The following is a 25,152-nucleotide window of genomic DNA, read 5'->3' on the forward strand; positions in this document are numbered from 1 at the left end:
ATCACAGTCTAATCAGAAATTCTGTACGATAAAAGCACTAGCCGACCAATAACGCATTAATTCCGAGGAACAATGTTAAATTCACTGGTCAACCGACCTCCTGTCAACGCAATTTCACCTAAGCGTGCACCCGAAACTAAAGCGCCATTCATAGATGGAGGATAGAAGTTTAAATCTCTCGCTCTAAATACACCGCCGACTGACTGTGTTGGATTAAATTGTAAACTTGCATTAAATCCAACCTGACCAGTCCCACTCGTTGAGTTTTTACTGAGCACAATAGCATTGTTAAAGCGAATATCACCCGTCAAGTTATCTAAACCAAGTATAGAACCATTGACAGGATCACTAATCTGGATGGTGTTATTTGTAGCTGCTAATTTTAAATCACCCACAACTGTTAAACGATTGCCTGTGCCATCCGCTTTCATTTCACTATTAGGAATAAGTGACAAATCCATATCCCCACCAAAGCGAAGTTTTAGACCAAACAACACATCATCACTTTTGGCGAAATTATTGGAATCAGATGCTCCCTTGTTGCCACAAGCAACGCTTGCTGTTGCAATACCACCTGCACATGATGCATAGGTTGTACCAGGTAAATAACCTGCCGCAACTTCAGCCGCCATCACCACCAACATATTTTTTAAACTTAAATTTAAACTTCCGTTTTCCACCCCGATACTGCCATTGCCTTTCAGCAACATATCGATGTTTCTTAAACCTAAATAATAGTCTTTAGAGGTACCGGCAATCGGAACACCTGCATCATTTTTTACCTGACCACCATCAATCACCAGAATCGAGGTTGTTTTATTGCCAAGCTTAGTTGTACCACTTTTATCCACACCCTCTGTACTTAAACCTAAAGAAAAACCGAGTCTAGAGGTTTGCGTACCCGCTGTAGCCGCAACACTGCTTTTCGTACCATCTGCTGAATAGTAATAGGCTTTATCAGCATCAACTGTTGTGCCATACATGGCTAAATTGGCATTTAAGTTATAAAAAGGTAAAGCCAGTCCCCACTGATTATTTAAACCACTCTCGGTAAATAAATTACCAGCAGCAACACCAGCGGCAGTGGTAAATCGCCCTCGTCTAGAGATGGCTTGGAATTCCCCACCACGAATTGAAGCGACCACAGCATAAGGGCGATTACCCGCTGATAGGGTCGTATAAATATCTTGTTTATAATCACTTAAATTGGTTAAAGCTTGACCATTACCAAAACTTGAATTTTGGAAGGTTGTGTTTACCGGTATCGTAACTTGCTTAGAGTCGGTAAGGTTTAAAAAAACATTTCCTGTGTCAAAAGAAGCACGCGTTCCCTTCTGTAAACCGGTTAAATTACCAAACTCAAAACCGTAACTATTTAATCCAGCACCACCAATTTCCAAAGTTGTTGCATCGCCACCACCAGCAAGCATGGTGTCACCTTCTTTGGTGAAATCCGTCTTCATACGAAATGCGATACCTGAACCACCAACAATATCTTTTCCAGTGTCTGCACCACTCGAATTAACAGCAGAACCAATTAAACTACTGGCATTCTGTACACCACGAAATTGCAATGAACCATTCACCATACGCCCACTGGCACCTACGCGAATCAGCCCTTTAGCACCTGTTGGGGTATTATAACTATCGACATCATAAAGCGATGTAGGATTGATGCCTTTATTATTCACCATAATTTCAAGATTTAAACCCGCATTGGTTGTGGAAGTTCCATTTCCATAACTACCTGTGTTTATAAAACCCGCCTTTAATGAAGCTGGATCAACCACACGGGTTAAATCCACATAACCATAGTTCGTATCTGGTGCCTGATTTGCACCCGCAATATTACTTCCAGAATTCGTTTGTAATTTAAAGCCTTCAGCTGCATCGATAAACGCAAAACCTTTTCCTTTAAAGTTAAAGTTAAAGTTCTTTAAAATCAGTTGATTTAATTGATTTGTAGCACTGCTCTGGCCTAAATAGATGTTGGCATTTTGAAGCCCTAAAGTTAGCTCGACTTGATCTGTTTTACTTAAAAGCCCATTGCTTGTTTTTAATCCAATACTGGTATTTGAAGCCGTCTGCACCGCTAAATTACCCAACTTTGCACTACAACGCGCTCCACTTGGATCACTATCACAAACACGAAATGAATCGACAGTCATCAGCATAGGAGAGAGTGATAAATCTAAATTCACTCCAGTTTTGCCCGCAGCAGTTCCCATATTAAGCTTGATATCTGCTTTTAATGGATCTGTAGAAGTATTGCTCTGTTGTATTTTAACCGTATCTGCTGTTGCAACGAGCGCTTGACTGGTTGCATCTGCTTCTGCGCGACCCGCCTGATCTGTCCAGTATAATGTTTTAATATTGGCTTCTTTTAAGCTTGCCTCTATATGTACGCCATCCTGGCCATTTACGTTTCTTAAATCGCTATCATCTAAAGCTTGTAATGCATAAACAGGTGCATGTATAGCCAACAAACTCAAAGCCAATGTATTTAAAATAAATCTTTTTCCATGTTGTTGTTTTTTAATGTTCATCCCTAAACCCTCAGATTTATTTTAGCAACGCTTATTCATTGTAGAATCACAACTAAACATCATCAGCTTGCCCTGCAGCACAAGATTACCGTTCATTTGTACACCCATAAAGCCTGTTTCTCGACCGACATCATAATTATTTGCCGTTGAGCCATTAGCACCCGTTGTTTGAGGTTTTGCTACATATTTATTGGCTTTTAAATAACCATACTGGCCTTCCGTTGCACCCGATGAATTTTCTGTAACTGTTCCATCTGGATTGGTCTTACTGGTGAAATCATCTTTTTCGATAGAAAGAGAGTTGAAGCCAAAATTACGAATTTGAATCGGTTGATTCGCATCAAAAGATAACTGAATTGCGGGCTTGATCATCTGCATAGCAGTGGTATTTTTATAGACCAAATCAACACCATCCAAACCCAATTTCTGAATATTAATTGTCCCTTGTACACCTTTAAAGACCACCCAAAGTTTATTCCCTTCAGTACTACTGGCTAACCCATTTGCATCAACATAGCGATTATTGACAGACAATGCCAAATGGCAAAATTGTAATTTCTCACAAATACCGCCAGTACCATTATCGAACTTATAAGCATTATTTGTGGTGTAATATGAATCACTTGCATTAATTTGATTCAGTACCAATTTTAAAGATAAATCGGCACCTGCTTGCCCTTCAACTTGCTGCATGTCTGAATCAGTTAAAGCCTCCATCGCTGCCAAATGAAAACTCACCAAACTGGTTAAAATAAGAAGTACTGTTTTTTTCATTATATTTCTTCCTATCCTATAGGCCTTTGGTGGTTATTTTCATATGCTGAATCAGCATTCCATCAATCAAGGCAGATCCTAAGTTATTCTGTGCATTTGAACTGGTGGCATTATTTAATTGATTAAATGAAACCCCTACAGCCCCTGCTGATTTATCTGCAAGTAAAGTCTTCCCTGCATCCATACTATAAACAGTCCCTATACTGATACTACTGTGTGTTGCTGAACTGCCTTGATAACCCGCAATTGAACTTGTGCCACAGTTATAAACATTACAAGTAGAGCCTGTATATGAAGTATCCGCCCCTGTATAATCCGTATAGATCTTCTTATAAATTGATTCTTTATTTGGGATCCTAGCCAGCTCTATACTAAAGTTTGTTCCATCAGATCCGAGAATCAAAGGCTGATATAATGAACCTAGCACCAAATTGGTATTCAAATTATAGATATAAATACCTTCTTTATCTGAAAAAGTCGGTGCTGTTCCGCCATTAATTGCTGGAGTCGATAAGATGTCTTGCGCTGCTGGAGTGGTACAACCATTCAAGTTACCAACTCCACATTCTTGAGTGCTAATCCTAAAAACATGGCTCATCAAATTCGCTGGAGCAGTCCATGAGTTTGCTGTAGATGTTCCCAATAATTTTGAACCATCACCACTATTTAATCGTATAACACCAGCCAAACCTAGAGTATTGTTATAAAAAGCACTCATACCACCCGTATTTGTAGCACCACCGAGCGTTTGGAATAATTGAATTTTACTGCCATTTAATCCAAAACCGTTAAAGATACCTTGCAAGCGAATACGATTTGCTCGCCCTGTTGCAGTGGTACTAAATCCCTCACCTAAATTAAATTGATTTGGATCTTTGTCTGCCTTACTTTGATCGCGTACAAAACCATCTGCCCAAAATGCAAGTTTAAGGTTATATGCATCTTCCCCACCGACATCATTAATAAAAGCGCTTGTCGTCACTGTTTTCTTATCAGCAGCAAATGAATATAAATTTTCATACAACGGCGCTTCAAAATTTAAATATGTCACAGAACCCGCACCTGCACCAAAGTCAGGTACATTAAGGTCTGTTTTTACATTGAATATCCAAGGGTTGGTTGCAGTTCCCCAGCTTTTAATCGCAGCATTCGCTACACCATTGGTTGATCCCGCATCCAATCTAAGATTGGCATTATTGCTGGCATTTTTAGACAACGCTAAACCATATAGATATAAATCAGCTTTCCCGACTGAATGGTCACTGGCATTCACAACACCATCTTTATTGGTATCTTGAACGATTGATGACAATGGTCCCACAGGAACATAATAGATATAGCCCGTGTCTAAATTACGATTTGTAAGCACAGTATCTTGAGTTTGGTTTACTCCAGCGCCCTGAAAAACCATATAAGTGTCTCTAGGCAATAAGGCAATACCTTCGCCTGTGGTATCACTTAACTTTTCATCAGACATTTCTTCGAGTGCGAAGCAAGATTGGCTTAAACATAAACCAATGAAACTCACCAAAACGGTTTTATGAAATTTTACCGTATAATTGAGTGTAGTCATCCACGACCTTCCTGTGTTATACGATGCTCCGCACCATATTTTATTTTATTTCTTTAATTTCCGACTTCAAACTGCACAAAAACACATATCCTTGTTTATACAGTTTTGTTATGTCTATCACACTTCATACTATGTAATTTTTTTAATTATGACAAAGTTTTTTTGGTTAAAATCTATCATTTCCGACAAATGAATCTTTTTAAGCAATAAACTCGCCATAAGGTTTAGCATAATTACTGCCAAAACATAATAAGCATTTGATTAACAGAACTTTAATGAGCCATAGCAGTTTGGAGTAAAATCCTGTTTAGCTAACTGTATATTATTTAATGGCATAGTTGCATGAGGCGCATTAATTAAATCAACAGTCCCAACAGGAACGGCTGTCCCTGCGAGGCAGTTCAAAGCCAAAAAACTACCACAATCAACAGGATGATCGGTTAAATACGCACCTACTTGATCCATGATCGCGTTTAATGTCGCTTTTGGAATATCAACCTTATCTGTTGGATCAATTTTACCAATATCAATTGGATTAGACAGCTCTAACCACCAACCCTTTTGAGCAACTGATTTATTTCCTGTCCACTGAATATCTTGCCCTTGCAGAGATAAAGAAGCGGGCGTCCCATTTAAACTGGCTTTATGAAAATAACCCAAATCTTCATTAATTGTTGCATCAACGATTAAGTTATTGATGCTTCCTGAAGTTGATTTATTATTGAGGGGAATGATTGCCAATGCTGTTGCACTAATTGTACCAGATAAATCAATTGTTCTAACATTTGCAGTGGCGTTTAAAATTGCGCTATTGATACGCTTACCAGTGATAACTTGTTGAGGAAGAACTAAGTCACCCTTTAAAATATTACTTCCAGTTGCTTGATCCCTCAAATTAAGGTCATAAGAAGTCGTAGAAAACCCAACTGATGCTCCAAATATAAGACAACAAGCCCTACCATTAATCGCATTATAACCATCAGATTGTCTTAACTGTGTTCTGGCTGCTTCTCCAGCAACATTACTCGTACCAAAACCATTGACCAATGCTGTTCCAGTCGTAGCAGCAACTTGCATATATCCACTTAAGGAGTTAATTCCATTTTTTGTACTACTATTTTCAGTACCAAACGTCAGCAGCCCCACTGCTTTTTCAGAACTTAAATTTATTCCCACGACTTGCCGTGTAGAGGCACTTCCAGGGTTTTTAATTGCAAATTGAATAAATGGATTGGTTAAAACAGCACTTGATCCTACACGAGCAGCTCGGTCAGAAGCACTATCTGTATTAGATGTTGCAGCGTTTCCCACACCACTCAAACCCAAGTTATCAATATCAATGTCGCAGTTCCCTGCGCCATTTACACCACCGCAACCTAACTGTAATTTTTTAATATTAGCATTTAATTCAAGTTCAGCTTCTAAACCTAATTTATAAAATCCAATACTTTTATCTCCACCTGTTCGTTTTGCTTCCATATTTGCTGAATCTGTAGGTGCAACATAAGTCAAACTCATTAAGGCTTGACCTGTCGTTTCAGAGAGTTGCTCATCAGACATACTTTTTAAAGTTGTAGACTGTGCATATACAGCAGACATTGCAAAGACACTGAATGAAAAAAGTGCTACACGCAAAGGCTTTATTTTAAGCATGAACATCTCCTTATCCTTAGATTATGTTCAAAATTGTGAGGCTCTACTGTTCCAATAACCAAACCTAATTTTAGATAAACTTCATAAAATCTAGGTGCTTACAACCATAAATGTATTTTAGTTTTCAATAGAGAAATATAATGTGATTAATCTATCATAATGTTTTTAAATATAGGTTAAATTTCCGACAAAATGACTGTAATTTTTGTTAATAAACCAAGATGCCAAATAGCATCAAAAAACATTAAAAATATTCCATAGCAATTATCAAGAATAAAAAACGATTTAAATTCAAATATAAAAAATCAAAGATAGATATAAAAATAGTTCAAACATTTTAATTAAAATGAATCCACTTAAATCAAGTATTTAAAATTTTTAAACCTTTTTATCGGATATTTTCACATCTATTCCATTTTAACTTTATAGTAAAATCTCAAAATAAAAAGGAATACACCATGAAAAGAATGATATTCGGTTTAATGATAAATTCAATCTGCATAAGCAGTTGGGCTGCATGTAGTTATAATTTTGATGCAACAACTGCTGAAATCCAACAGATGATTGGAAATCCTATTCCGCCTGCAAAAAAATTTCCCCACTTAAACGGAACAACTGCTAGTTTTCTACTTGAGAGCTCAGCATACCAATATCATGCAAGCACGTCTGCATTTGCACAATCTTATAAGAACTATATAAATGGAACAAATAACACAATTCTAGGTGATAAGAATTTATCAAGCACAGGAAAGTATGCAGTTGAGCTAAAGATTGATAACTTTGCAGATATCCCTACAGGATCTTATTCTGGAAATCAAAGTGGCGTATACACATTAGGATATAATTTTTTTGCTATCAAAAATGGAAACCTGAAGTATGGAGGCTTCGTATGGCTTACAAATTCAGATGATACGAAAACAAAAAAAGTCTACGTTAGTTTTTCTGATTTGGGTGCAGGCATTAATTATGAGAAAGAATTTGATATAGCTTACAGCTCTGCAAATAATTATAAAATTGGCCTTTATTTAGATCAAGATTCAAAACAAATTGGAATAAATTTAAATGGTATAGATAAAGGCTATATAAACAATACGCCATTATCAGACTCAGCTACTCAAATCAGTTTCCAAATGTTTGGTCTTGTTGGTGGTTATCCAACATCGCTAATAGGCACTTATCAACCAACAGAAACGCTTATCTTTGAGCGTAGCCAAATGACTTTAAACTATTCCTCCAACACCAAAGACATCTGCGGGAATACAATTTAAGGCATTAAAACCCACTTAGGTAGGTTTTAAAATTTTAAGATAGAAAGTTGATTCATCATTGGTATTAAATCTCTTTATTTTTAAGCCTCTAGAAGCCAATAAAAATTAACAGAATTTCAATGAACCATAGCAGTTGGGTGTGAAATCTTGTTTTTTTAACACTAAATCTTTAAGTGGCATTGAAGCTGCTGGAGCATTTGTTAAATCAACAGTTCCTACAGGAATCGAGCTTCCAAAGAGACAACTTAGTATCCCCCAAGACCCACAATTAATTTCATTTGCTGGTTTCGCCAAAAAGGTGTTAATTTGACCCAATGTTTCTACTAATGTTGGTAATTCAATATTAACTGCTTTACTTGGGGTGATATCACCAATATCGATTGGATTAGAAAACTCTAACCACCATCCTCTTGCTGCAACCGACTTATTTGCTGTCCATTGCAAATCTTGGGATTGAAGTGATAAAGAAGCAGGAGTTCCATTAAGACTAGCTTTATGAAAAAAATTTAAACCCTCATCAATTGTTGCATCTACTTTCAAATTTTTAATTGTCCCTGTCGTTTCTCTATCTAAATTAATAATCAATAAAGCATTAGCGACAATATTTCCAGAAATTGCAATATCATTAACCGTAGCATTTGCTTTTAAGATAGCTGAGCTAATACGTTTACCTGTAATATCTTGCTGAGGTAAATTTAATATACCATTTAATACATTACTTCCCGTAGCTGAATCTCTTAAATTTAAATTATAACTTTTTGTTGTAAAATTTACCCCTGAAGCTTTTCCTTTAATGGCAACGCCTGTATAACTTTGTGTTAAAGCACCTTTTGCAGCCTCTCCAGATACTAAACTGGTTCCAAAACCATTCACCTTAGCAAGACCACTGGTTGCAGCAACAGTCATAAAACCACTTAAAGTATTAATCCCATTTGGCGTATCACTGTTTTCCAAACCAAATGTAATTAAGCCCATGGCTTTTTCTGAACTTAAATTAATTCCTACAACTTCACGCGTGGATGCACTATCTGGATTTTTTATTGCAAACTGAATAAAAGGGTTGGTTAATACCGCACTTGATCCAACCCGGGCAGCTCGATCAGAATCACTACCTGTATTAGAAGATGCCGAATTACCTAAACCGCTCAAACTAATATTGTCGATATCAATATCACAAACCCCACTACGAATAGAATTGTTAACTCCTCCACAGCCTAATTGTAATTTCTTTATATTTACATTTAATTCTAAATCAGCCTCTAGGCCTAACTTGTAAAAGCCTATATTTTTTGCACCACCATCCCGTTTTGATTCTAAATTACTTGCATCTGTTGGTGATGTATAACTCAAACTCATGAGTGCTTGACCCGTCATTTCTGATAATTGTTCATCAGTCAGAGCTTGTAACGTTGCAGCTTGAGCAGTGCTGATCCCTAAACCACTCAGTATCAACAATACAACATTTAAATATTTTATCTGGAACATCCTATGCTTCCATCCTTAGCAAAGCTTGACCTTATTTTTTATACCGATGCTAAAGTACTATTCAAATTCTGAATAAATAAAACGATATAAATCACATTTTTATTTAACATCAACGTAATTTTATTTATACCATAGATTAAAATTCATACCGAATAAATTTTAAATTTTCCGATAAAAAACAATTATTTAAAATAAAATAACATCTCCCATTAGATATACTTAATGATAAGTTTAACGACCGCACTTACTCCAATAAAAATAGTGCCTAAATCATATTGTTACTCATGATAAATACATAAAAAAAGCAAGTGATTTACACTTGCTTCTTTCAGCTCATTTTTAATTTAAGCTTTAGGTAAGGTTACCCCAACCTGACCTTGGTATTTACCACCACGATCTTTATAAGAGGTTTCACAGACTTCATCAGATTCAAAAAACAGCATTTGAGCAACACCTTCACCGGCATAAATACGCGCAGGTAAATTCGTCGTATTTGAAAACTCTAATGTCACATGACCTTCCCACTCAGGTTCAAGTGGCGTTACATTTACAATAATCCCGCAACGTGCATAAGTCGATTTACCTAGGCAGATCGTCAAAACATTACGTGGAATACGGAAATATTCAACAGTACGTGCTAACGCAAATGAGTTTGGAGGGATGATACAAACATCAGATTCAATGTCGATAAAACTACGTTCATCGAAATTTTTAGGGTCGACAATGGCAGAGTGAACATTGGTAAAGACTTTAAACTCACGTGCACAACGTACGTCATAACCATAGCTAGATACGCCATAAGAAATTAGCTTTTCACCATGTTCATCATAACGCACTTGGTTTTCTGCATACGGTTCAATCATACCGTGCTTTTCGCTCATTTCACGAATCCAACGATCAGACTTAATTGCCATTTATCTCTATCCCAAAACTGTGCTATTTACTGCGCTGTACTTTAACTGAAATTGCTTTTGAAAGGAATGTTTATGACGAAATAGAGCAACCCAAGTCTGTAAGTAAACGTACAAACTTAAGTTTAACTATAATCGATTGTTAAAGGCTTAAAAGTGCTGAGTAGCTCAGTGGTACAGTAAAACTCACTAAAACTAAAGACGCAGTTCTTTGCATATTACGCTGATTGAGCCAAGTCACTTTATTACTGCAAATCACAGAACCAATAAATGTCCAAAAAAATGCAATCGGTACGATTAATAATAAAAACACCAACATATGTGAAGTATAAGCAGACGCATTTTGCCATACATGTGTTGGAAAAATTGCAGAAGCAAAGAGAAGTGCTTTCGGGTTTAAAAGGGTTGCAAAAAATAACTCACGCGCCCGAATTGTCGCATGATTAAAGTTTTCATCTCGATTTGCTGTACGCCATAATTTTAAAGCCAGGAATAAAATATAACCTGCGCTAAATAATTTAAGAATAACGGGTACACTTGGAAACTGTTTAGACACAGATCCAATAATTAATCCCCAAATGGTAATGGAGATAAGATAGCCAAGCGCTTCCGCTGGAATTAATGCAAGAGATTTTCGAATTCCAACTTGAATTCCAGAAGATGCTAAAAGCGTATTGGTTGGTCCTGGTGTCAAAAGAATCGTCACCACCAAGCCAATAAAAAACCATGAAATCATTAAATGACCTCATCAATGGATTGATCGCAGATTAAATCTTTTAAATTGAATTGGCAAAAAATTAATTGTAAGAGAACTTATTGAAGAACATTACCCTAAATAAAAATATATTTTATTTTCAATGCTTTGAAAACTTAAAATCAGATAAGAACTGCAAAGTCACTGATCGAAGAAATGCTGTTTTTATGTCCAAAATCAAACTTTAAAATCAATAATAATACCTTTTAAATCAGTAAGTTTATTCCCAAATAGCACACTGATTAGCGGTAAAATACCAAGTAGTTCCGTTAAAGGCCATCTTTGGTACGAATCAAGGACTTTTTAAGTAAATTTTCAGTTTTATTGACTATTCTTTATTCATATTTCTCTCTTACTCATTAGGTTTTTTGTCAGAAAGGTTGTCGTTTTTATCTACATTGATGCACAATAGTTACCTTTCTTGCATTTTCTACTTTTATGGCAAAGCATTTTTTTCAGTCTTGGCTCCCTAGTCCAGAGCGAGTCAACAATTTGAAATTCATGAAGATTTTTGGCGATAAAGCCTTAAGTCCTCAGCTTTGGTATGTCAATCGAAAATCGATTTCTAAAGCAATGTTTATTGGTACCTTTTGGGGCATCCTGCCTATTCCATTCCACACCTTATTGATTATTTTTTCAGTATTATTCTTTGAGGCAAACTTACCGATTGGTCTAATTTTAGCTTGGATCATGAATCCGTTAACCATTGTGCCAATTTTGATTTTTGCCTTTTGGATTGGTTCCAAAATTTATCATGTGCATATGATCAATAAGGAAATGTTGCTCGGTGTTTTCCATCAAATCATTCATTGGATCAAAAACTTTGGACATGGGCATATTGATTTTAGCCTAGCCAAAATTCTTGCAACCGGTTTGTTTATTGAAGCATTTATATTTGCATCACTGCTCTTTATTGTGACACGTATTTACTGGCGTTGGAGCGTGATTAAAAAGTGGAATAACCGTAAAAAACAGCCCAAAACTCTCTAAGCAAACTCCAATTTATTTTGATAAAAAATTACTTTAAAGCGGCTTGTTTAGCTTTCATATATTCAACAACCACATCTAAAACATAATGCTGGCACGCTTCTCCAGTACCTGGGTCATATGCGCCCCCGTTGGTAATATTGTTCGATAAAATACGAACACCAAGGAATGGTACTTTATATTGGCTGGCAATTTGTGCCACAGATGCCGCCTCCATTTCCTCTACAGAAGTGCCATAGTTTTTATGGAAAAATGCAATTCGGTCCAATTCATTGTTCCAAACATCTGCTGAACCAATAGTACCTTCAACCACACGGCCCTTGCTATAATTGGTTTTTGCACGCTGCGCTGCCAATAACAGATCTTTATCTGCTTCAAATTTACGAATCGCAATCGGTTCAGGATCAGACTCATCCGTAGGCAGCACATCAAAAGCTTCTGTCCATTCAAGAGAATTCGAACCCTCTCCAACCGCTTTTTTAGGTGTTCTAAATGCACCAATATTGGTGGTGTAACGACCTAAAACAATATCATAGACATTAAGATCAGGATCATGTCCACCTGATGTTCCTTGGTTAATAATCGCAATGGGTTTATAACGTTCAATCGCAATTGCTGTTGCGGCAGCAGAGTTGCTCATTCCCATTCTTGTTTTAGAGATAATCACTGGATAACCTTGATAGGTTCCTTTCCAAAACGTCCAACCACCGAACGTTTCGACTGTAGAATTGCTTAGTTTTGAGGCCATTTGCTCAGATTCTACAGGTAATGCACCTTGAATGATGATGGGTTGCAATGATTTTTGTGTCGTTGAATTAGAATTGGTTTTATCTGAATCACTATCATTACATGCAGCCAAGAACATCGAACTACAGATTCCCAAAGCACATAAGATTTTTTTTAATAGCATGGTCTACTCAATGGTTTAAATTAGAAATTATACCTAAGCAATGAATATACCAGTTGATCAATTTTCTATATTTTTATACAGATAGTTAAGAGAAGGCGATTTAAATTTTATTTTTTGAGTTGGGAATAACTTTAATTAACTTAACATCGTTTGTGGATCAACATCATTTGTACCATACCCTTCATATTTAGCATTAATTATTTGATTTTTGAGAATACTGAAAATGGGCAGTGCGTATAAAATCTTATTATCGAGTAAGTTTAAATATTTCATTGATCCATTCTCAATTATCCTCTCTTTAATTCAATGGTTAAAATAAAGAGAGGACGCTTGAGAGGTCAATTCTTAGAAAATTCTATGCGGATCTTTTTCGGCTTTAGGTAAAGCTTGTGCAATTTTTTCAGCAATAGCCATATAGTTTTCTGCAGCAACATCTCCTGCTATCACAGAAGGTTTACCAGCATCAGCATTTTCACGAATTTGAACATTTAGAGGCAATCGTCCCAACAACGGAATATTATATTGCTCAGACAATTGATCGCCGCCACCTGTACCAAAAATTTGTTCTTCATGACCACAGTTTGAGCAGATATGCGTCGACATATTTTCCACCACCCCCATAACTGGAATATGTACTTTATTAAACAGTTCAATTCCTTTCACAGCATCCATCAAGGCTACATTCTGAGGTGTTGTCACAATCACAGCGCCTGTTACAGGAATACGCTGGGCAAGGGTTAATTGAATATCACCAGTACCAGGTGGCATATCGATGACTAGAACGTCTAAATCAGGCCATAGCGCTTGATTAAACAGTTGCATTAATGCACCTGTGGCTTTTGCACCACGCCAAGCAACTGGTGTATTTTCTTTTCCAATCAAATGACCGATTGAAAGTACCGCCATACCATAAGCTTCTAATGGTACAAAATTTTCACCTTCTATTTTAGGTGTTTGTCCAGCATTACCCAGCATTGTTGGAATACTTGGACCATAGATATCAGCATCCAAAACCCCGACTTTTAAGCCTAATTTGTGCAAAGCCAATGCGATATTTACTGTGGTGGTTGATTTACCGACCCCACCTTTACCCGATGATATGAGGATCACATTTTGAATTCGAGGGTGTTTCGGAATATCTCGTTGTTGTGGTGCTGCTTTTTGAATTGGTGGATTATTAGGATCTTCTTGTGTATTTGCCATTTTAGCAGAAGCATCGACAACTGGAGGAAGATTAGGATGTTGCTCTTTGGGCTTTGAAGCACAACTATGCCCCGCTTTTCCATGCTGATCACTGCCACAACTCGAATCATGTTGAATTTTTTGTTGAATCACATGCAGATTCAACTCTTGAATACCGCACTTCTCCAATGCATCGGCGAGATCATCATGAATTTTTTGTAAATGATCTGCCTCTTCAGGATAAGTATTAATTGTCAGTTGTAATACTCGGCCTACAACATTCACTTGAGTAATACGATCTTTTAAGACATTTGAATTTGGCAAAATATAGTTTTGCAAAACAGATTGGACTTCTTCCTCTTTCACCTCCTGTGCAGGAGAAAAAACTGATTTAAGCGAAGAAAGCCACGACATAGATTTGCTCCAAATTTGCAAATACAATAAATACTGAGAACAGATAGTTTAACTGTAAAATGACCTGAGGTTAAGCAAACTTCTATTCAGCTTTTTGAATGTCGTTATTAATCCTACTTATTTAGTTGGTTTAGCATCCAAAATAATCCATTCAATCATTTTATCTCATTGTTCAGAATGAACTTTTAGTTTTTGCGATTTAGATTTCTATGACAAACGCCTTCTTAATAATTCCCATACAAATACTGGATAAAAAATAGCTATAGTCAGATTGGGTCAATAGGGTCTGTTGGCAATTCGTCTATGTTTGCGACTACGTGTGTTTTTTAGGCGATACTAGGCGCGAAATACGAAATTTAGTCATTCTAAATGAGTAGTTCGTAACGATGTAGCGGCAAAAAACACGCTAGTCCCGAAGGGTTGTGGTTAAAATTATCTCAGCCTGTGTTATGAAACTCGAAAATAGTCTCGCTATTCTCTTCGTTTCATGCCTTGCCTGCTCAATTTTAACCTACAACGCAAGCCATTTATGAAATGTCTACAGACCCTAACAACTTTGTGTAATTTTTGACAATAATAAGGTAGGTCTATGAAGTCTCTATTATTTTTAGTTTTTACTGTAATCATTTCGAGTTCAGCTTTTGCTGGAACATCTACAACTGCGGTGCGTACATCTTCAGGACAATTGGTTTCTGTAGGTGATAGTTTGACGGAAATGTCGACACGAATTGGTCAATCTCCAATTTCAATGAACACTTATGAACGTAAAGAAGGTAAAACGACGGTTACCGTATCCAACTATATCTATGAGATTGAGAATGTAACTTATACTTTTACGGTAGTGAATAATCAGATTCGTGAAATCGAGTGGATTCGTAAAGAACCTTAAGTAAAAAGTATCACTGAACAGCGTGGCGCTGTTCAGTGATTGTTCAAATTACTTTTCATCATCTTTTTTGTGCTTCAAATCATTTACAGCTTGCTCACCTTTAAGCAGCGTTTCTTTTGCTTTATGTTTGAGGTCATCTGCAACCTTTTCAGCACCTAATTTTGCTTCTTTGGCTTTTAACTTCACATCATCAATTACTTCAGAAGCTTTGTTTTTTAAATCGTCTAAATTTGTCATGATTTTCTTCCTATTTAATTAAGTCTCACCCTAGTTATAACAACTGAAACTCCATAAAATGTAAAAAGATGCATTTCTTTAACAATTCATACACAGTTTGTAGCGATGTGTTTTTTTGTTTCAAAATGAATAAAATAGCCTATTCTGATTGATTAAAAATCATTGAATTAAAACAAACACTGAGTCTTATCGAATGCAACACTTAATGAAAGAAAAAATTATCCGAGTCTGTAATGATAAAATTGCTAAAAAGGGAGATGATGTTGGTTTATCTTTTTATGCATTCTTTGCCAATAAAAATGATGACCCAGAAACATTAATGCAAGTGGCAGAATGGTGGATTAAAACCCATCAGCTTGATCATTTTGAAAAGGCAATCAAAATTAAGAAAATGATTGAAGATGAATGCTAAATATTCATTTTTTAAACAATTCATCATAATGCTGCATATGGGTAAAAATTCCATCTTGTCTTCTATGTTGATCAATTTGCGGGACTAAATCCTGAAAATGGGAGGATTGGACATGGGCATCTAAAGCAGCTCGATCCACCCATTCCTCAATAAATACAAAATGCCCTGTATTGCGTAAATCATGATATAAATCATAGGCAATACAGCCCGCTTCTCGTTTAGTTTGCTCAACTAATTGTTGATATAAAGGTAAAACTAAATCAATTTTATCCACTTGGATAAAGTCTTCGGCAATCAGTTTAAGCATAGGTAATTTCTTATTGATATCGAAGTTCGAACATAACATGAAACGCAAATTTAAACCCAATGATGTACTTGTTTTCTAAACATATTCTGCGCATTAAATTTTCTGCATAAAATGAAGTAAACTGCATTTCCGAGAACTAGACCGATACAAAACGGGAGCAATAGCAGTAAATAAACGAAGATTAAATAACTCAATGCCTCGATAAAGTTAGATAGAGCACCATCTAAACATAAAACTAAGAATAAAAAACTTAGCATCATGATAAAGATCAAAGTTATAGATTTTATAATCTGTGTTGTTTCGATGATTTTTTGAGGTACTTTAAATACTTTAAAAATAACTGTGTAACTAAAAAACCCGACCAGCAGTAAAAATGGAGTTAAATACAATACGACTTCCATGCCTCGGCTTGAAGTTCGTTCAGAAGCTGAAATAAATAAATCGCCCTGATAAAAATATAGAAAAAGACAAAATGGCACAACTAAACTGAGAACAGCCGCTAAACTTGCAAATGCTGAAGCAACAAATACATACCAAGACCGCATGATTTTCTCCTTCTTCGATCTTGGTGTTAGTTTCTAAAATTAAAATGTAGCGTGTTTGATTAGGATGTGAAGTTTAGGTGAAGAATCATCACGATTCGAACTTTATGATCGGACATTTCCCATAAAACTGACTGCCGCAAATAGCCAAATAAACAATACGAAACTGCGACCCTGATTAAAATGATTCAAATCCGTACCATGTAGAATGTTATGCCTTGTCATACTCACCGTTGAACTACTATCCATCTTATAAGCAGCCAACTCTAAAAAATAATGATTCAATTCATTGGCAATTTTAGCTTTATGCCACAAACTTTTAATCTCATGACCTTTTAACCCAGGAACGATTTTATAGACATCAATAAACTTGGTGTCCTGTTGTCTTAAATAACCATTTTGAACTAAAACAGCCGTTAACAAACCTTCCAATTGGGCATAAAGCAATGGAATACATCCCGCATACAACTCTAATTGATAGAGCTTAAAGCTTTGTTCTAACACAGCTTGGTATTGTGACTTCTGCTCACCCAGTGCTAATTGATCAAAAGCTTTAAACATCTCAGACTGAAAAAACGCACTGTTGATCACATCTAAAAGATTAAACTGAGCAATATCTTCAGCTTCATGTATCAATTGCCAAAAATGCAATAGATTGAGAGCATCATTGGCAATTTTAGTCCCAACAGGCTGATCCAATTGATTGGCTAAAACTTCAAAATAAGGCTCTACCTGAGCAAACCCATTGAGTGTTTCAATAAGATACTGATGTTCATCTTCAGAAATATCTGCAAAATAGCGTTCAGCTTGTTTCAGAATATTTTTTTCAATCAGATTTTTACTATTTTGATTTTGTGGAATACGGGTTACAGGCTGGTCATCATCAAAATATTCATCATCAATCATAGATTTATTGCTCTTGGGAAATACACGAATACACCATTCTATAATAATGAATTGGCAGATATAAGAATATGCATAAAAATCTACATTTGAAAAGAATTCACCTATTCTGTTGTGCATCTTCATAGCAATTACGCTAAAATCAATGCCCTTGCATTAACTTTGAGAAAGAGAGTTATATCCGTGCGAAATATTTTAGTCACTAACGCCCTTCCATACGCAAATGGTCCTATTCATATGGGTCACCTACTCGGCTACATCCAAGCAGATATCTGGGTTCGTGCCATGCGTGCAATGGGTCATGACGTGACTTATGTCTGCGCGGATGATGCACACGGTACAGCAATCATGCTCCGTGCAGAAGCAAATGGGATTAGTCCAGAGGCGCAAATTGCCAATGTGCAAAAAGAGCATATCCGTGATTTTGATGGCTTTGGCGTACATTTCGATCACTATGATTCAACCAATAGCGATGAAAATAAAGCCCGTTCTGAGGAAATCTATATTAAAAACCGTGAGGCAGGCAATATTGCGATTCGTCCTGTTACTCAGTTGTTTGATCCTGAAAAAAGCATGTTCTTGTCAGACCGTTTCATTAAAGGGACTTGTCCAAAATGTAAAGCGGAAGATCAGTATGGCGACTCATGCGAAGTGTGCGGTACGACCTATAATGCGACAGAGCTATTAAACCCACGCTCAACATTAAGTGGTGCGACACCTGTTGAAAAATCATCAGATCATTATTTCTTTAAACTCCCAAACTTTGCCGAATACTTGCAAAAATGGACGCGTGATGAAGGTCGTTTACCTGTTTCGATCGCAAATAAGTTAGATGAATGGTTTGAAAATGGTCTAAACGATTGGGATATCTCTCGTGATGCACCTTATTTTGGCTTTGAAATTCCAGATGCACCAAATAAATATTTCTATGTTTGGGTTGATGCTCCGATTGGCTATATGTCAAGTTTTGAAAATTACATCAAAACGAAACGCCCAGAATTAAGCTTTGACGACTACTGGAAAAAAGATTCTAAAAATGAGGTCTATCACTTCATTGGTAAAGACATTGTATATTTCCATGCGTTGTTCTGGCCTGCAATGTTAGAAGGTGCAAATTACCGCACCCCTACAGGCCTATTCGTAAATGGTTTCTTGACTGTAAATGGTCAAAAAATGTCAAAATCGCGTGGCACATTTATTAAAGCTGAAACCTATTTACAGCACTTAAATCCTGAGTATTTACGTTATTACTTTGCTTCTAAACTCTCTGATAAAGTTGAAGATTCTGATTTGAATCTTGATGACTTTGTACAAAAAGTAAATTCAGATTTGGTAGGAAAAGTTGTGAATATTGCCAGTCGTTGTGCAAAATTCATTAACAGCAATTTTAACAATAGCTTGTCTGCAACATGTGCTGAACCTGAGCTGGTTCAAAGTTTCATTGATGCGGGTGCTTCGATTGCTCAATCTTATGAAGCGCGTGAGTTTTCAACCGCTATACGTGAAATCATGGCACTTGCTGATCGTGCAAATCAGTATATTGATGAGAAAAAACCATGGGCTTTGGCAAAACAAGAAGGTCAGGAACAACAAGTTCATGATGTCTGCTCTGTTGGCATCAACCTATTCCGTCAATTGGCTGTTTACTTGGCACCCGTACTACCAACTTTGGCGACACAGGTTCAAGACTTCTTAAAACTTGAAAGTTTTGATTTTGCTTCAGGAAAAACGGTTTTAGTTGCGCATGAAATTGCTCAATTCCAGCCATTGATGCAACGTGTTGATCCAAAAGCAGTTGCTGCAATGGTTGATGCATCAAAAGAATCTTTAGCTGCTGCAACACCAGCGAAAGCAGAAAAGAAAACTGAAAAAACCAAAGAGAAAAGGCCTGAAGCCAAAGTGGGTGAAGCAGAAATCATTACGATTGATGACTTTATCAAAATCGACTTGCGTGTTGCTGAAGTCTTAGAAGCAGCAACAGTAGAAGGTTCTGATAAACTGCTTCAATTGACTCTAAATGTCGGCGAAGCTGAACCACGTAATGTATTCAGTGGGATCCGTGAGTTCTACAAACCTGAAGACTTAACTGGCAAATTGGTGGTTATGGTTGCAAACCTTGCGCCGCGTAAAATGCGTTTTGGTATTTCAAATGGTATGGTGCTTGCTGCTGGGAATGGAGATGGTGTTTGGGTGATTTCACCTGAATCTGGTGCGAAACCAGGTGATAAAGTTTCTTAATTATTGATTATCTCATCCTAGATGATCATAAATCACTAAAAGGCTTCTTCGGAAGTCTTTTTTTATGCTACTGTTTTACTACATTCACATTATAAAAATGAAAAAAAGGGGCTTGCCTCAATATGGATATGTCAAAAAATAACCAAGGAAAAATATCTGCATTTATCCTCTGTGGTCCACTCATTGGTACATTTATTATCACGATCACATTTCACAGCGGATTATTTTTTTATGATCCAATGCGGTTTTTAAAAGGACTCATTACACCATCTATTATATTTCCAATGATTGCTGCATTCATCTTGATTACTCCAATTGGTTATCTCCTAGGATGCATTCCAGCCATCATTACCAATCTCTTATTTAAGCACTTTTTTGCAAGTAAATTAGCGTTAGCCTCTTGGCGTTATAGTTTAATCTATGGGTGTCTTTTAGGCTTTATGCTAGCCCCTTTTATTCTTAGCATTGCTATAGTCACGCCTTCTCCTTTATTGACTTTTCTTTATCTCCAGTTTGTCCTTATACTACCAACAACACTAATTTGTACTTTTATTGAGTGGAAAAGAGCCAGAAATCGTCAGGATATCAATGAATGACCTCACATAGCTGATTTGATCATTGTGTATATTAATAAAAAATTCGCTTACAAAAGTCGATTGTTTTTCATATATAAAAAGCGCCGTGATGAACCAATCCATGTTAAAAAATAATTCGTTAAATTAATTCTGATCAACTCCAATGAAAAAAACTGCCCTATCATTATCAGTACTTTTATTCGGCTTATTCCCTCTTACATCACAAGCAGAAGTCACCAAAACATTACCGATCATTGAACAACAAGCGCAAGTAGCAGGGTTTTACCAACATCAGCTGGGCAATACACAAATTACCGCCTTACTAGATGGCACCAACTTTATGTCTCCCACACTATTTAAAGATATTTCACAGGATAAGGTTCAAGAAATTTTAAAGAAATATCATGCAGATCAAGCCAAAGGTGTGCAAACATCGGTGAATGCATTTTTAGTTAACACAGGAAAATCACTGGTTTTGGTGGATAGCGGTACTGCAGATTGTTTCGGTGCGCATCTAGGCTCTGTATTAAAAAATCTCAAAGCTTCAGGTCATCAACCTGAACAAGTCAATACGATTTTACTGACACATTTACACCCTGATCATTCCTGTGGTGTCAGTAAAAATGGCATAGCAAACTACCCAAATGCCACCATCTATGTCTCTGAAGATGAAGCAAATTATTGGCTAAATCCAAAACAAGCTGAAAAAATAGCACAAGATAAACGAGCCAATTACTTAGCAACTGTAGAAAAGATCAAAGCCGCCCTTGCACCCTATCAAGCTAAAAAACAGTTTAAAACATTTAAACTGGGTGACAACATTAGCGGATTTGAAGTGATCAGTACTGCTGGTCATACCCCAGGGCATTTTAGTTACAAACTAAAAACAACGGGTGAAGATATTATTTTTATTGGGGATATTGTCCACTCTCATACAGTACAATTCGATAAACCAGAAACAGCAATAGAATATGATATTGACCCGAAAACAGCTGTTCAAACCCGATTAAAGCAGTTTGCTGATTATGCAAAACATGGACAAACCATCGCAGCACCCCATTTGCCATTCCCAGGCATTGGACATATTTACTCAGCAAATGGGAAGAGCTATCAATGGATTCCTGTTCATTTTAAAGATTAATGATTTTATTGTTTAAGTAGAATCTTTCTAATGATTTTTAAAAGCTCCTACTAAGGCTAGCGCTTTTTAATATTCCATTTTATACTTCGTTCTTCCCGATAAACACCGCGCATAAAAAAACACCCCGCTCTCGCTAGAGATCGGGGTGTTTTAGATTTAAAAGCTGGCGATGACTTACTCTCACATGGGTAACCCCACACTACCATCAGCGCTAAGAGGTTTCACTTCTGAGTTCGGGAAGGGATCAGGTGGTTCACTCTTGCTATTGTCGCCAGCAAACTGTTATGGACTTGTTCGGGTCTTATTTAAATGCCTTACTTCGTACCAAATGAGTTATTAACAGAACATTTGAGTTGAATAGTTTAACTAGCTTTACAACTAAATCAAGTATGTTTGATCTTTTATGAATCAAATGATGCTTCGTATACAACTGTTTGGGTGTTGTATAGTCAAGCCTCACGAGCAATTAGTATTGGTCAGCTTCATGCGTCACCGCACTTCCACATCCAACCTATCAACGTCGTAGTCTTCAACGGCTCTTTAGAGGACATAAAGTCCTAGGGAAATCTTATCTTGAGGTAGGCTTCCCGCTTAGATGCTTTCAGCGGTTATCCCTTCCGAACATAGCTACCCGGCGATGCGACTGGCGTCACAACCGGTACACCAGAGGTTCGTCCACTCTGGTCCTCTCGTACTAGGAGCAGATCCTCTCAAATTTCCAACGCCCACGGTAGATAGGGACCGAACTGTCTCACGACGTTCTAAACCCAGCTCGCGTACCTCTTTAAATGGCGAACAGCCATACCCTTGGGACCTGCTTCAGCCCCAGGATGAGATGAGCCGACATCGAGGTGCCAAACACCGCCGTCGATATGAACTCTTGGGCGGTATCAGCCTGTTATCCCCAGAGTACCTTTTATCCGTTGAGCGATGGCCCTTCCATACAGAACCACCGGATCACTAAGACCTACTTTCGTACCTGCTCGACTTGTGGGTCTCGCAGTTAAGCGCGCTTTTGCCTTTATACTCTACGCGTGATTTCCGACCACGCTGAGCGCACCTTCGTACTCCTCCGTTACTCTTTAGGAGGAGACCGCCCCAGTCAAACTACCCACCAGACATGGTCCTCGTCCCGGATAACGGGACAGAGTTAGAACCTCAATATTACCAGGGTGGTATTTCAAGGATGGCTCCATAGCAACTGGCGTCACTACTTCAAAGCCTCCCACCTATCCTACACAAGTAAGATCAAAGTTCAATGTCAAGCTGCAGTAAAGGTTCACGGGGTCTTTCCGTCTAGCCGCGGGTACACCGCATCTTCACGGCGATTTCGATTTCACTGAGCCTCTGCTGGAGACAGCGCCCCCATCATTATGCCATTCGTGCAGGTCGGAACTTACCCGACAAGGAATTTCGCTACCTTAGGACCGTTATAGTTACGGCCGCCGTTTACTGGGGCTTCGATCAAGAGCTTCGCTTACGCTAACCCCATCAATTAACCTTCCAGCACCGGGCAGGCATCACACCCTATACGTCCACTTTCGTGTTTGCAGAGTGCTATGTTTTTAATAAACAGTTGCAGGGGCCTGGTTTCTGTGGCTGCCAATAGCTCAAGGAGCAAGTCCTATCACCGTCAGCAGCGTACCTTCTCCCGAAGTTACGGTACCATTTTGCCTAGTTCCTTCAGCAGAGTTCTCTCAAGCGCTTTGGTCTACTCGACCTGACCACCTGTGTCGGTTTAGGGTACGATTCCTGTGTAACTGAAGCTTAGAGACTTTTCCTGGAAGCATAGTATCAGCCACTTCGCTAGTAAACTAGCTTGCTATCAGCTCTCAGCATAGAGCACCCCGGATTTGCCTAAGATGCATGCCTACTGCCTTTCACCTGGACAACCAACGCCAGGCTGACTTAACTTTCTCCGTCCTCTCATCGCATTACACAGAAGTATTGGAATATTAACCAATTTCCCATCGACTACGCCTCTCGGCCTCGCCTTAGGGGTCGACTCACCCAGCCCCGATTAACGTTGGACTGGAACCCTTGGTCTTTCAGCGAACGGGTTTTTCACCCGTTTTGTCGTTACTCACGTCAGCATTCGCACTTCTGATACCTCCAGCATACTTCTCAATACACCTTCATCGGCTTACAGAACGCTCCCCTACCACGTATACATAGTATACATCCGCAGCTTCGGCATATAGTTTTAGCCCCGTTACATCTTCCGCGCAGGCCGACTCGACTAGTGAGCTATTACGCTTTCTTTAAAGGGTGGCTGCTTCTAAGCCAACCTCCTAGCTGTCTATGCCTTCCCACATCGTTTCCCACTTAACTATAATTTGGGGGCCTTAGCTGGCGGTCTGGATTGTTTTCCTCTTGACTACGGACGTTAGCACCCGCAGTCTGTCTCCCGGATAGTACTCATAGGTATTCGGAGTTTGCATCGGTTTGGTAAGTCGGGATGACCCCCTAGCCGAAACAGTGCTCTACCCCCTATGGTATTCGTCCGAGGCGCTACCTAAATAGCTTTCGGGGAGAACCAGCTATCACCGAGTTTGATTAGCCTTTCACCCCTATCCACAAGTCATCCCCTGGCTTTTCAACGACAGTGGGTTCGGTCCTCCAGTTAGTGTTACCCAACCTTCAACCTGCTCATGGATAGATCACCCGGTTTCGGGTCTATACCCAGCAACTAAACGCCCTATTAAGACTCGATTTCTCTACGGCTCCCCTATGCGGTTAACCTTGCTACTGAATATAAGTCGCTGACCCATTATACAAAAGGTACGCAGTCACCAAACAAGTTGGCTCCCACTGCTTGTATGCATGCGGTTTCAGGATCTATTTCACTCCCCTCACAGGGGTTCTTTTCGCCTTTCCCTCACGGTACTGGTTCACTATCGGTCAGTCAGGAGTATTTAGCCTTGGAGGATGGTCCCCCCATATTCAGACAAGGTTTCACGTGCCTCGCCCTACTCGTCATCATTATATGTGCCCTTTCGTGTACGGGACTATCACCCTCTACGGTAGCACTTCCCAGAGCTTTCCGCTAAAACACATATAACTTAATGGGCTGATCCCCGTTCGCTCGCCGCTACTGAGGGAATCTCAATTGATTTCTTTTCCTAAGGGTACTGAGATGTTTCACTTCCCCTCGTTCGCCTCGCATGACTATGTATTCATCATGCGATACCTACCTTATGGTAAGTGGGTTTCCCCATTCAGAAATCTCCGGATCACAGGATATTTGCCGCCTCCCCGAAGCTTATCGCAGGCTATTACGTCTTTCATCGCCTCTGACTGCCAAGGCATCCACCACATGCACTTAATTACTTGACTATACAACCCCAAACAGTCGTTAATCCCTACAAGGAGGATCAACAATGTGAACTTAATCACTTCTATTTGTTGCCTGTGAACTTAATCACCATACAGCTTCAATTTAATTCATATA

Annotated in this window: 20 protein-coding genes and 2 rRNA genes; 7 read left to right on the forward strand and 15 right to left on the reverse strand. The window is 38.2% G+C overall.

The window, feature by feature from the left end:
- Positions 1-56: 56 nt before the first annotated feature.
- The 4 genes from AC07U8_RS17435 to AC07U8_RS17450 form a co-directional block, all read right to left on the reverse strand.
- Positions 57-2,546, reverse strand: coding sequence for a DUF6160 family protein (locus AC07U8_RS17435; RefSeq protein WP_239044971.1), 2,490 nt, complete (start codon positions 2,544-2,546; stop codon positions 57-59).
- Positions 2,547-2,567: 21 nt separating this feature from the next.
- A complete protein-coding gene (locus AC07U8_RS17440) occupies positions 2,568-3,320 on the reverse strand; it encodes a DUF6160 family protein (RefSeq protein ID WP_004817710.1) in 753 nt (250 codons plus the stop codon).
- A 16-nt stretch (positions 3,321-3,336) separates the two neighbouring features.
- A complete protein-coding gene (locus AC07U8_RS17445; RefSeq protein WP_096735066.1) occupies positions 3,337-4,893 on the reverse strand; it encodes a hypothetical protein in 1,557 nt (518 codons plus the stop codon).
- Between the two features lie 261 nt (positions 4,894-5,154).
- On the reverse strand, positions 5,155-6,546 hold the full coding sequence (locus tag AC07U8_RS17450; RefSeq protein WP_239044970.1) for a hypothetical protein: 1,392 nt from the start codon (positions 6,544-6,546) through the stop codon (positions 5,155-5,157).
- Between the two features lie 458 nt (positions 6,547-7,004).
- On the opposite strand from AC07U8_RS17450, the gene AC07U8_RS17455 reads away from it, so the two are divergent.
- Positions 7,005-7,814, forward strand: a complete 810-nt coding sequence (locus AC07U8_RS17455; protein ID WP_239044969.1) for a DUF4882 family protein — start codon at positions 7,005-7,007, stop codon at positions 7,812-7,814.
- A 105-nt stretch (positions 7,815-7,919) separates the two neighbouring features.
- On the opposite strand, the gene AC07U8_RS17460 is transcribed toward AC07U8_RS17455, so the two are convergent.
- The 3 genes from AC07U8_RS17460 to AC07U8_RS17470 all read right to left on the reverse strand — a co-directional run bounded on the left by AC07U8_RS17460 (position 7,920) and on the right by AC07U8_RS17470 (position 10,946).
- Complete coding sequence (locus AC07U8_RS17460; protein WP_239044968.1) at positions 7,920-9,299, reverse strand: hypothetical protein; 1,380 nt, start codon at positions 9,297-9,299, stop codon at positions 7,920-7,922.
- Positions 9,300-9,643: 344 nt separating this feature from the next.
- Positions 9,644-10,213, reverse strand: a complete 570-nt coding sequence (dcd, locus tag AC07U8_RS17465; protein ID WP_004723815.1) for a dCTP deaminase — start codon at positions 10,211-10,213, stop codon at positions 9,644-9,646.
- A gap of 139 nt (positions 10,214-10,352) precedes the next feature.
- Positions 10,353-10,946 (reverse strand): LysE family translocator, encoded by a 594-nt coding sequence (locus AC07U8_RS17470; RefSeq protein ID WP_004723817.1) that lies wholly within the window; start codon positions 10,944-10,946, stop codon positions 10,353-10,355.
- A gap of 456 nt (positions 10,947-11,402) precedes the next feature.
- Between AC07U8_RS17470 and AC07U8_RS17475 the strand changes: the two genes are divergently transcribed.
- Positions 11,403-11,954 (forward strand): DUF2062 domain-containing protein, encoded by a 552-nt coding sequence (locus tag AC07U8_RS17475; protein WP_239044967.1) that lies wholly within the window; start codon positions 11,403-11,405, stop codon positions 11,952-11,954.
- A 28-nt stretch (positions 11,955-11,982) separates the two neighbouring features.
- On the opposite strand, the gene AC07U8_RS17480 is transcribed toward AC07U8_RS17475, so the two are convergent.
- A complete protein-coding gene (locus AC07U8_RS17480) occupies positions 11,983-12,861 on the reverse strand; it encodes a 5'-methylthioadenosine/S-adenosylhomocysteine nucleosidase (RefSeq protein ID WP_239044966.1) in 879 nt (292 codons plus the stop codon).
- Between the two features lie 345 nt (positions 12,862-13,206).
- On the reverse strand, positions 13,207-14,457 hold the full coding sequence (apbC, locus tag AC07U8_RS17485; protein ID WP_004723826.1) for an iron-sulfur cluster carrier protein ApbC: 1,251 nt from the start codon (positions 14,455-14,457) through the stop codon (positions 13,207-13,209).
- Between the two features lie 589 nt (positions 14,458-15,046).
- Between apbC and AC07U8_RS17490 the strand changes: the two genes are divergently transcribed.
- A complete protein-coding gene (locus AC07U8_RS17490; RefSeq protein WP_239044965.1) occupies positions 15,047-15,346 on the forward strand; it encodes a hypothetical protein in 300 nt (99 codons plus the stop codon).
- Positions 15,347-15,394: 48 nt separating this feature from the next.
- On the opposite strand, the gene AC07U8_RS17495 is transcribed toward AC07U8_RS17490, so the two are convergent.
- Positions 15,395-15,583 (reverse strand): hypothetical protein, encoded by a 189-nt coding sequence (locus AC07U8_RS17495; protein WP_004723829.1) that lies wholly within the window; start codon positions 15,581-15,583, stop codon positions 15,395-15,397.
- 193 nt (positions 15,584-15,776) lie between these two features.
- Between AC07U8_RS17495 and AC07U8_RS17500 the strand changes: the two genes are divergently transcribed.
- Positions 15,777-15,995: a DUF6500 family protein gene (locus AC07U8_RS17500; RefSeq protein ID WP_004723831.1), complete on the forward strand. Its 219-nt coding sequence runs from the start codon at positions 15,777-15,779 to the stop codon at positions 15,993-15,995.
- Between the two features lie 4 nt (positions 15,996-15,999).
- Here the strand turns inward: AC07U8_RS17500 and AC07U8_RS17505 are convergent, their stop codons facing one another.
- From AC07U8_RS17505 to AC07U8_RS17515, 3 genes are all read right to left on the reverse strand, one after another.
- Positions 16,000-16,302, reverse strand: a complete 303-nt coding sequence (locus tag AC07U8_RS17505) for a putative quinol monooxygenase (protein ID WP_056515254.1) — start codon at positions 16,300-16,302, stop codon at positions 16,000-16,002.
- A gap of 50 nt (positions 16,303-16,352) precedes the next feature.
- A complete protein-coding gene (locus AC07U8_RS17510; protein ID WP_239044962.1) occupies positions 16,353-16,847 on the reverse strand; it encodes a hypothetical protein in 495 nt (164 codons plus the stop codon).
- A 102-nt stretch (positions 16,848-16,949) separates the two neighbouring features.
- A complete protein-coding gene (locus AC07U8_RS17515) occupies positions 16,950-17,750 on the reverse strand; it encodes a hypothetical protein (RefSeq protein WP_270386742.1) in 801 nt (266 codons plus the stop codon).
- A gap of 180 nt (positions 17,751-17,930) precedes the next feature.
- Between AC07U8_RS17515 and metG the strand changes: the two genes are divergently transcribed.
- The 3 genes from metG (at position 17,931) to AC07U8_RS17530 (ending at position 21,701) form a co-directional block, all read left to right on the forward strand.
- A complete protein-coding gene (gene metG / locus AC07U8_RS17520; protein WP_270386739.1) occupies positions 17,931-19,985 on the forward strand; it encodes a methionine--tRNA ligase in 2,055 nt (684 codons plus the stop codon).
- A gap of 122 nt (positions 19,986-20,107) precedes the next feature.
- Complete coding sequence (locus AC07U8_RS17525; protein WP_270386738.1) at positions 20,108-20,581, forward strand: hypothetical protein; 474 nt, start codon at positions 20,108-20,110, stop codon at positions 20,579-20,581.
- Positions 20,582-20,723: 142 nt separating this feature from the next.
- Positions 20,724-21,701 carry an MBL fold metallo-hydrolase gene (locus AC07U8_RS17530; RefSeq protein WP_270386736.1) on the forward strand — a complete coding sequence of 326 codons (978 nt, stop codon included), beginning with the start codon at positions 20,724-20,726 and terminating at the stop codon, positions 21,699-21,701.
- Positions 21,702-21,862: 161 nt separating this feature from the next.
- On the opposite strand, the gene rrf is transcribed toward AC07U8_RS17530, so the two are convergent.
- Together rrf and AC07U8_RS17540 are read right to left on the reverse strand one after the other, a co-directional pair.
- Positions 21,863-21,977 (reverse strand): 5S ribosomal RNA (gene rrf, locus AC07U8_RS17535).
- A 169-nt stretch (positions 21,978-22,146) separates the two neighbouring features.
- Positions 22,147-25,037: ribosomal RNA gene (locus tag AC07U8_RS17540) — 23S ribosomal RNA — on the reverse strand.
- Between the last annotated feature and the right edge of the window lie 115 nt (positions 25,038-25,152).

The organism is Acinetobacter sp. GW821-FHT01E09 (assembly GCF_059422385.1).

Excerpts from the sequence above, each read along its gene's own strand:
- AC07U8_RS17435 (WP_239044971.1), bottom strand. The coding sequence starts at position 2,546 with ATGAACATTAAAAAACAACAACATGGAAAAAGATTTATTTTAAATACA.
- AC07U8_RS17440 (WP_004817710.1), bottom strand. The coding sequence starts at position 3,320 with ATGAAAAAAACAGTACTTCTTATTTTAACCAGTTTGGTGAGTTTTCAT.
- AC07U8_RS17445 (WP_096735066.1), bottom strand. The coding sequence starts at position 4,893 with ATGACTACACTCAATTATACGGTAAAATTTCATAAAACCGTTTTGGTG.
- AC07U8_RS17450 (WP_239044970.1), bottom strand. The coding sequence starts at position 6,546 with ATGCTTAAAATAAAGCCTTTGCGTGTAGCACTTTTTTCATTCAGTGTC.
- AC07U8_RS17455 (WP_239044969.1), top strand. The coding sequence starts at position 7,005 with ATGAAAAGAATGATATTCGGTTTAATGATAAATTCAATCTGCATAAGC.
- AC07U8_RS17460 (WP_239044968.1), bottom strand. The coding sequence starts at position 9,299 with ATGTTCCAGATAAAATATTTAAATGTTGTATTGTTGATACTGAGTGGT.
- dcd (WP_004723815.1), bottom strand. The coding sequence starts at position 10,213 with ATGGCAATTAAGTCTGATCGTTGGATTCGTGAAATGAGCGAAAAGCAC.
- AC07U8_RS17470 (WP_004723817.1), bottom strand. The coding sequence starts at position 10,946 with ATGATTTCATGGTTTTTTATTGGCTTGGTGGTGACGATTCTTTTGACA.
- AC07U8_RS17475 (WP_239044967.1), top strand. The coding sequence starts at position 11,403 with ATGGCAAAGCATTTTTTTCAGTCTTGGCTCCCTAGTCCAGAGCGAGTC.
- AC07U8_RS17480 (WP_239044966.1), bottom strand. The coding sequence starts at position 12,861 with ATGCTATTAAAAAAAATCTTATGTGCTTTGGGAATCTGTAGTTCGATG.
- apbC (WP_004723826.1), bottom strand. The coding sequence starts at position 14,457 with ATGTCGTGGCTTTCTTCGCTTAAATCAGTTTTTTCTCCTGCACAGGAG.
- AC07U8_RS17490 (WP_239044965.1), top strand. The coding sequence starts at position 15,047 with ATGAAGTCTCTATTATTTTTAGTTTTTACTGTAATCATTTCGAGTTCA.
- AC07U8_RS17495 (WP_004723829.1), bottom strand. The coding sequence starts at position 15,583 with ATGACAAATTTAGACGATTTAAAAAACAAAGCTTCTGAAGTAATTGAT.
- AC07U8_RS17500 (WP_004723831.1), top strand. The coding sequence starts at position 15,777 with ATGCAACACTTAATGAAAGAAAAAATTATCCGAGTCTGTAATGATAAA.
- AC07U8_RS17505 (WP_056515254.1), bottom strand. The coding sequence starts at position 16,302 with ATGCTTAAACTGATTGCCGAAGACTTTATCCAAGTGGATAAAATTGAT.
- AC07U8_RS17510 (WP_239044962.1), bottom strand. The coding sequence starts at position 16,847 with ATGCGGTCTTGGTATGTATTTGTTGCTTCAGCATTTGCAAGTTTAGCG.
- AC07U8_RS17515 (WP_270386742.1), bottom strand. The coding sequence starts at position 17,750 with ATGATTGATGATGAATATTTTGATGATGACCAGCCTGTAACCCGTATT.
- AC07U8_RS17525 (WP_270386738.1), top strand. The coding sequence starts at position 20,108 with ATGGATATGTCAAAAAATAACCAAGGAAAAATATCTGCATTTATCCTC.
- AC07U8_RS17530 (WP_270386736.1), top strand. The coding sequence starts at position 20,724 with ATGAAAAAAACTGCCCTATCATTATCAGTACTTTTATTCGGCTTATTC.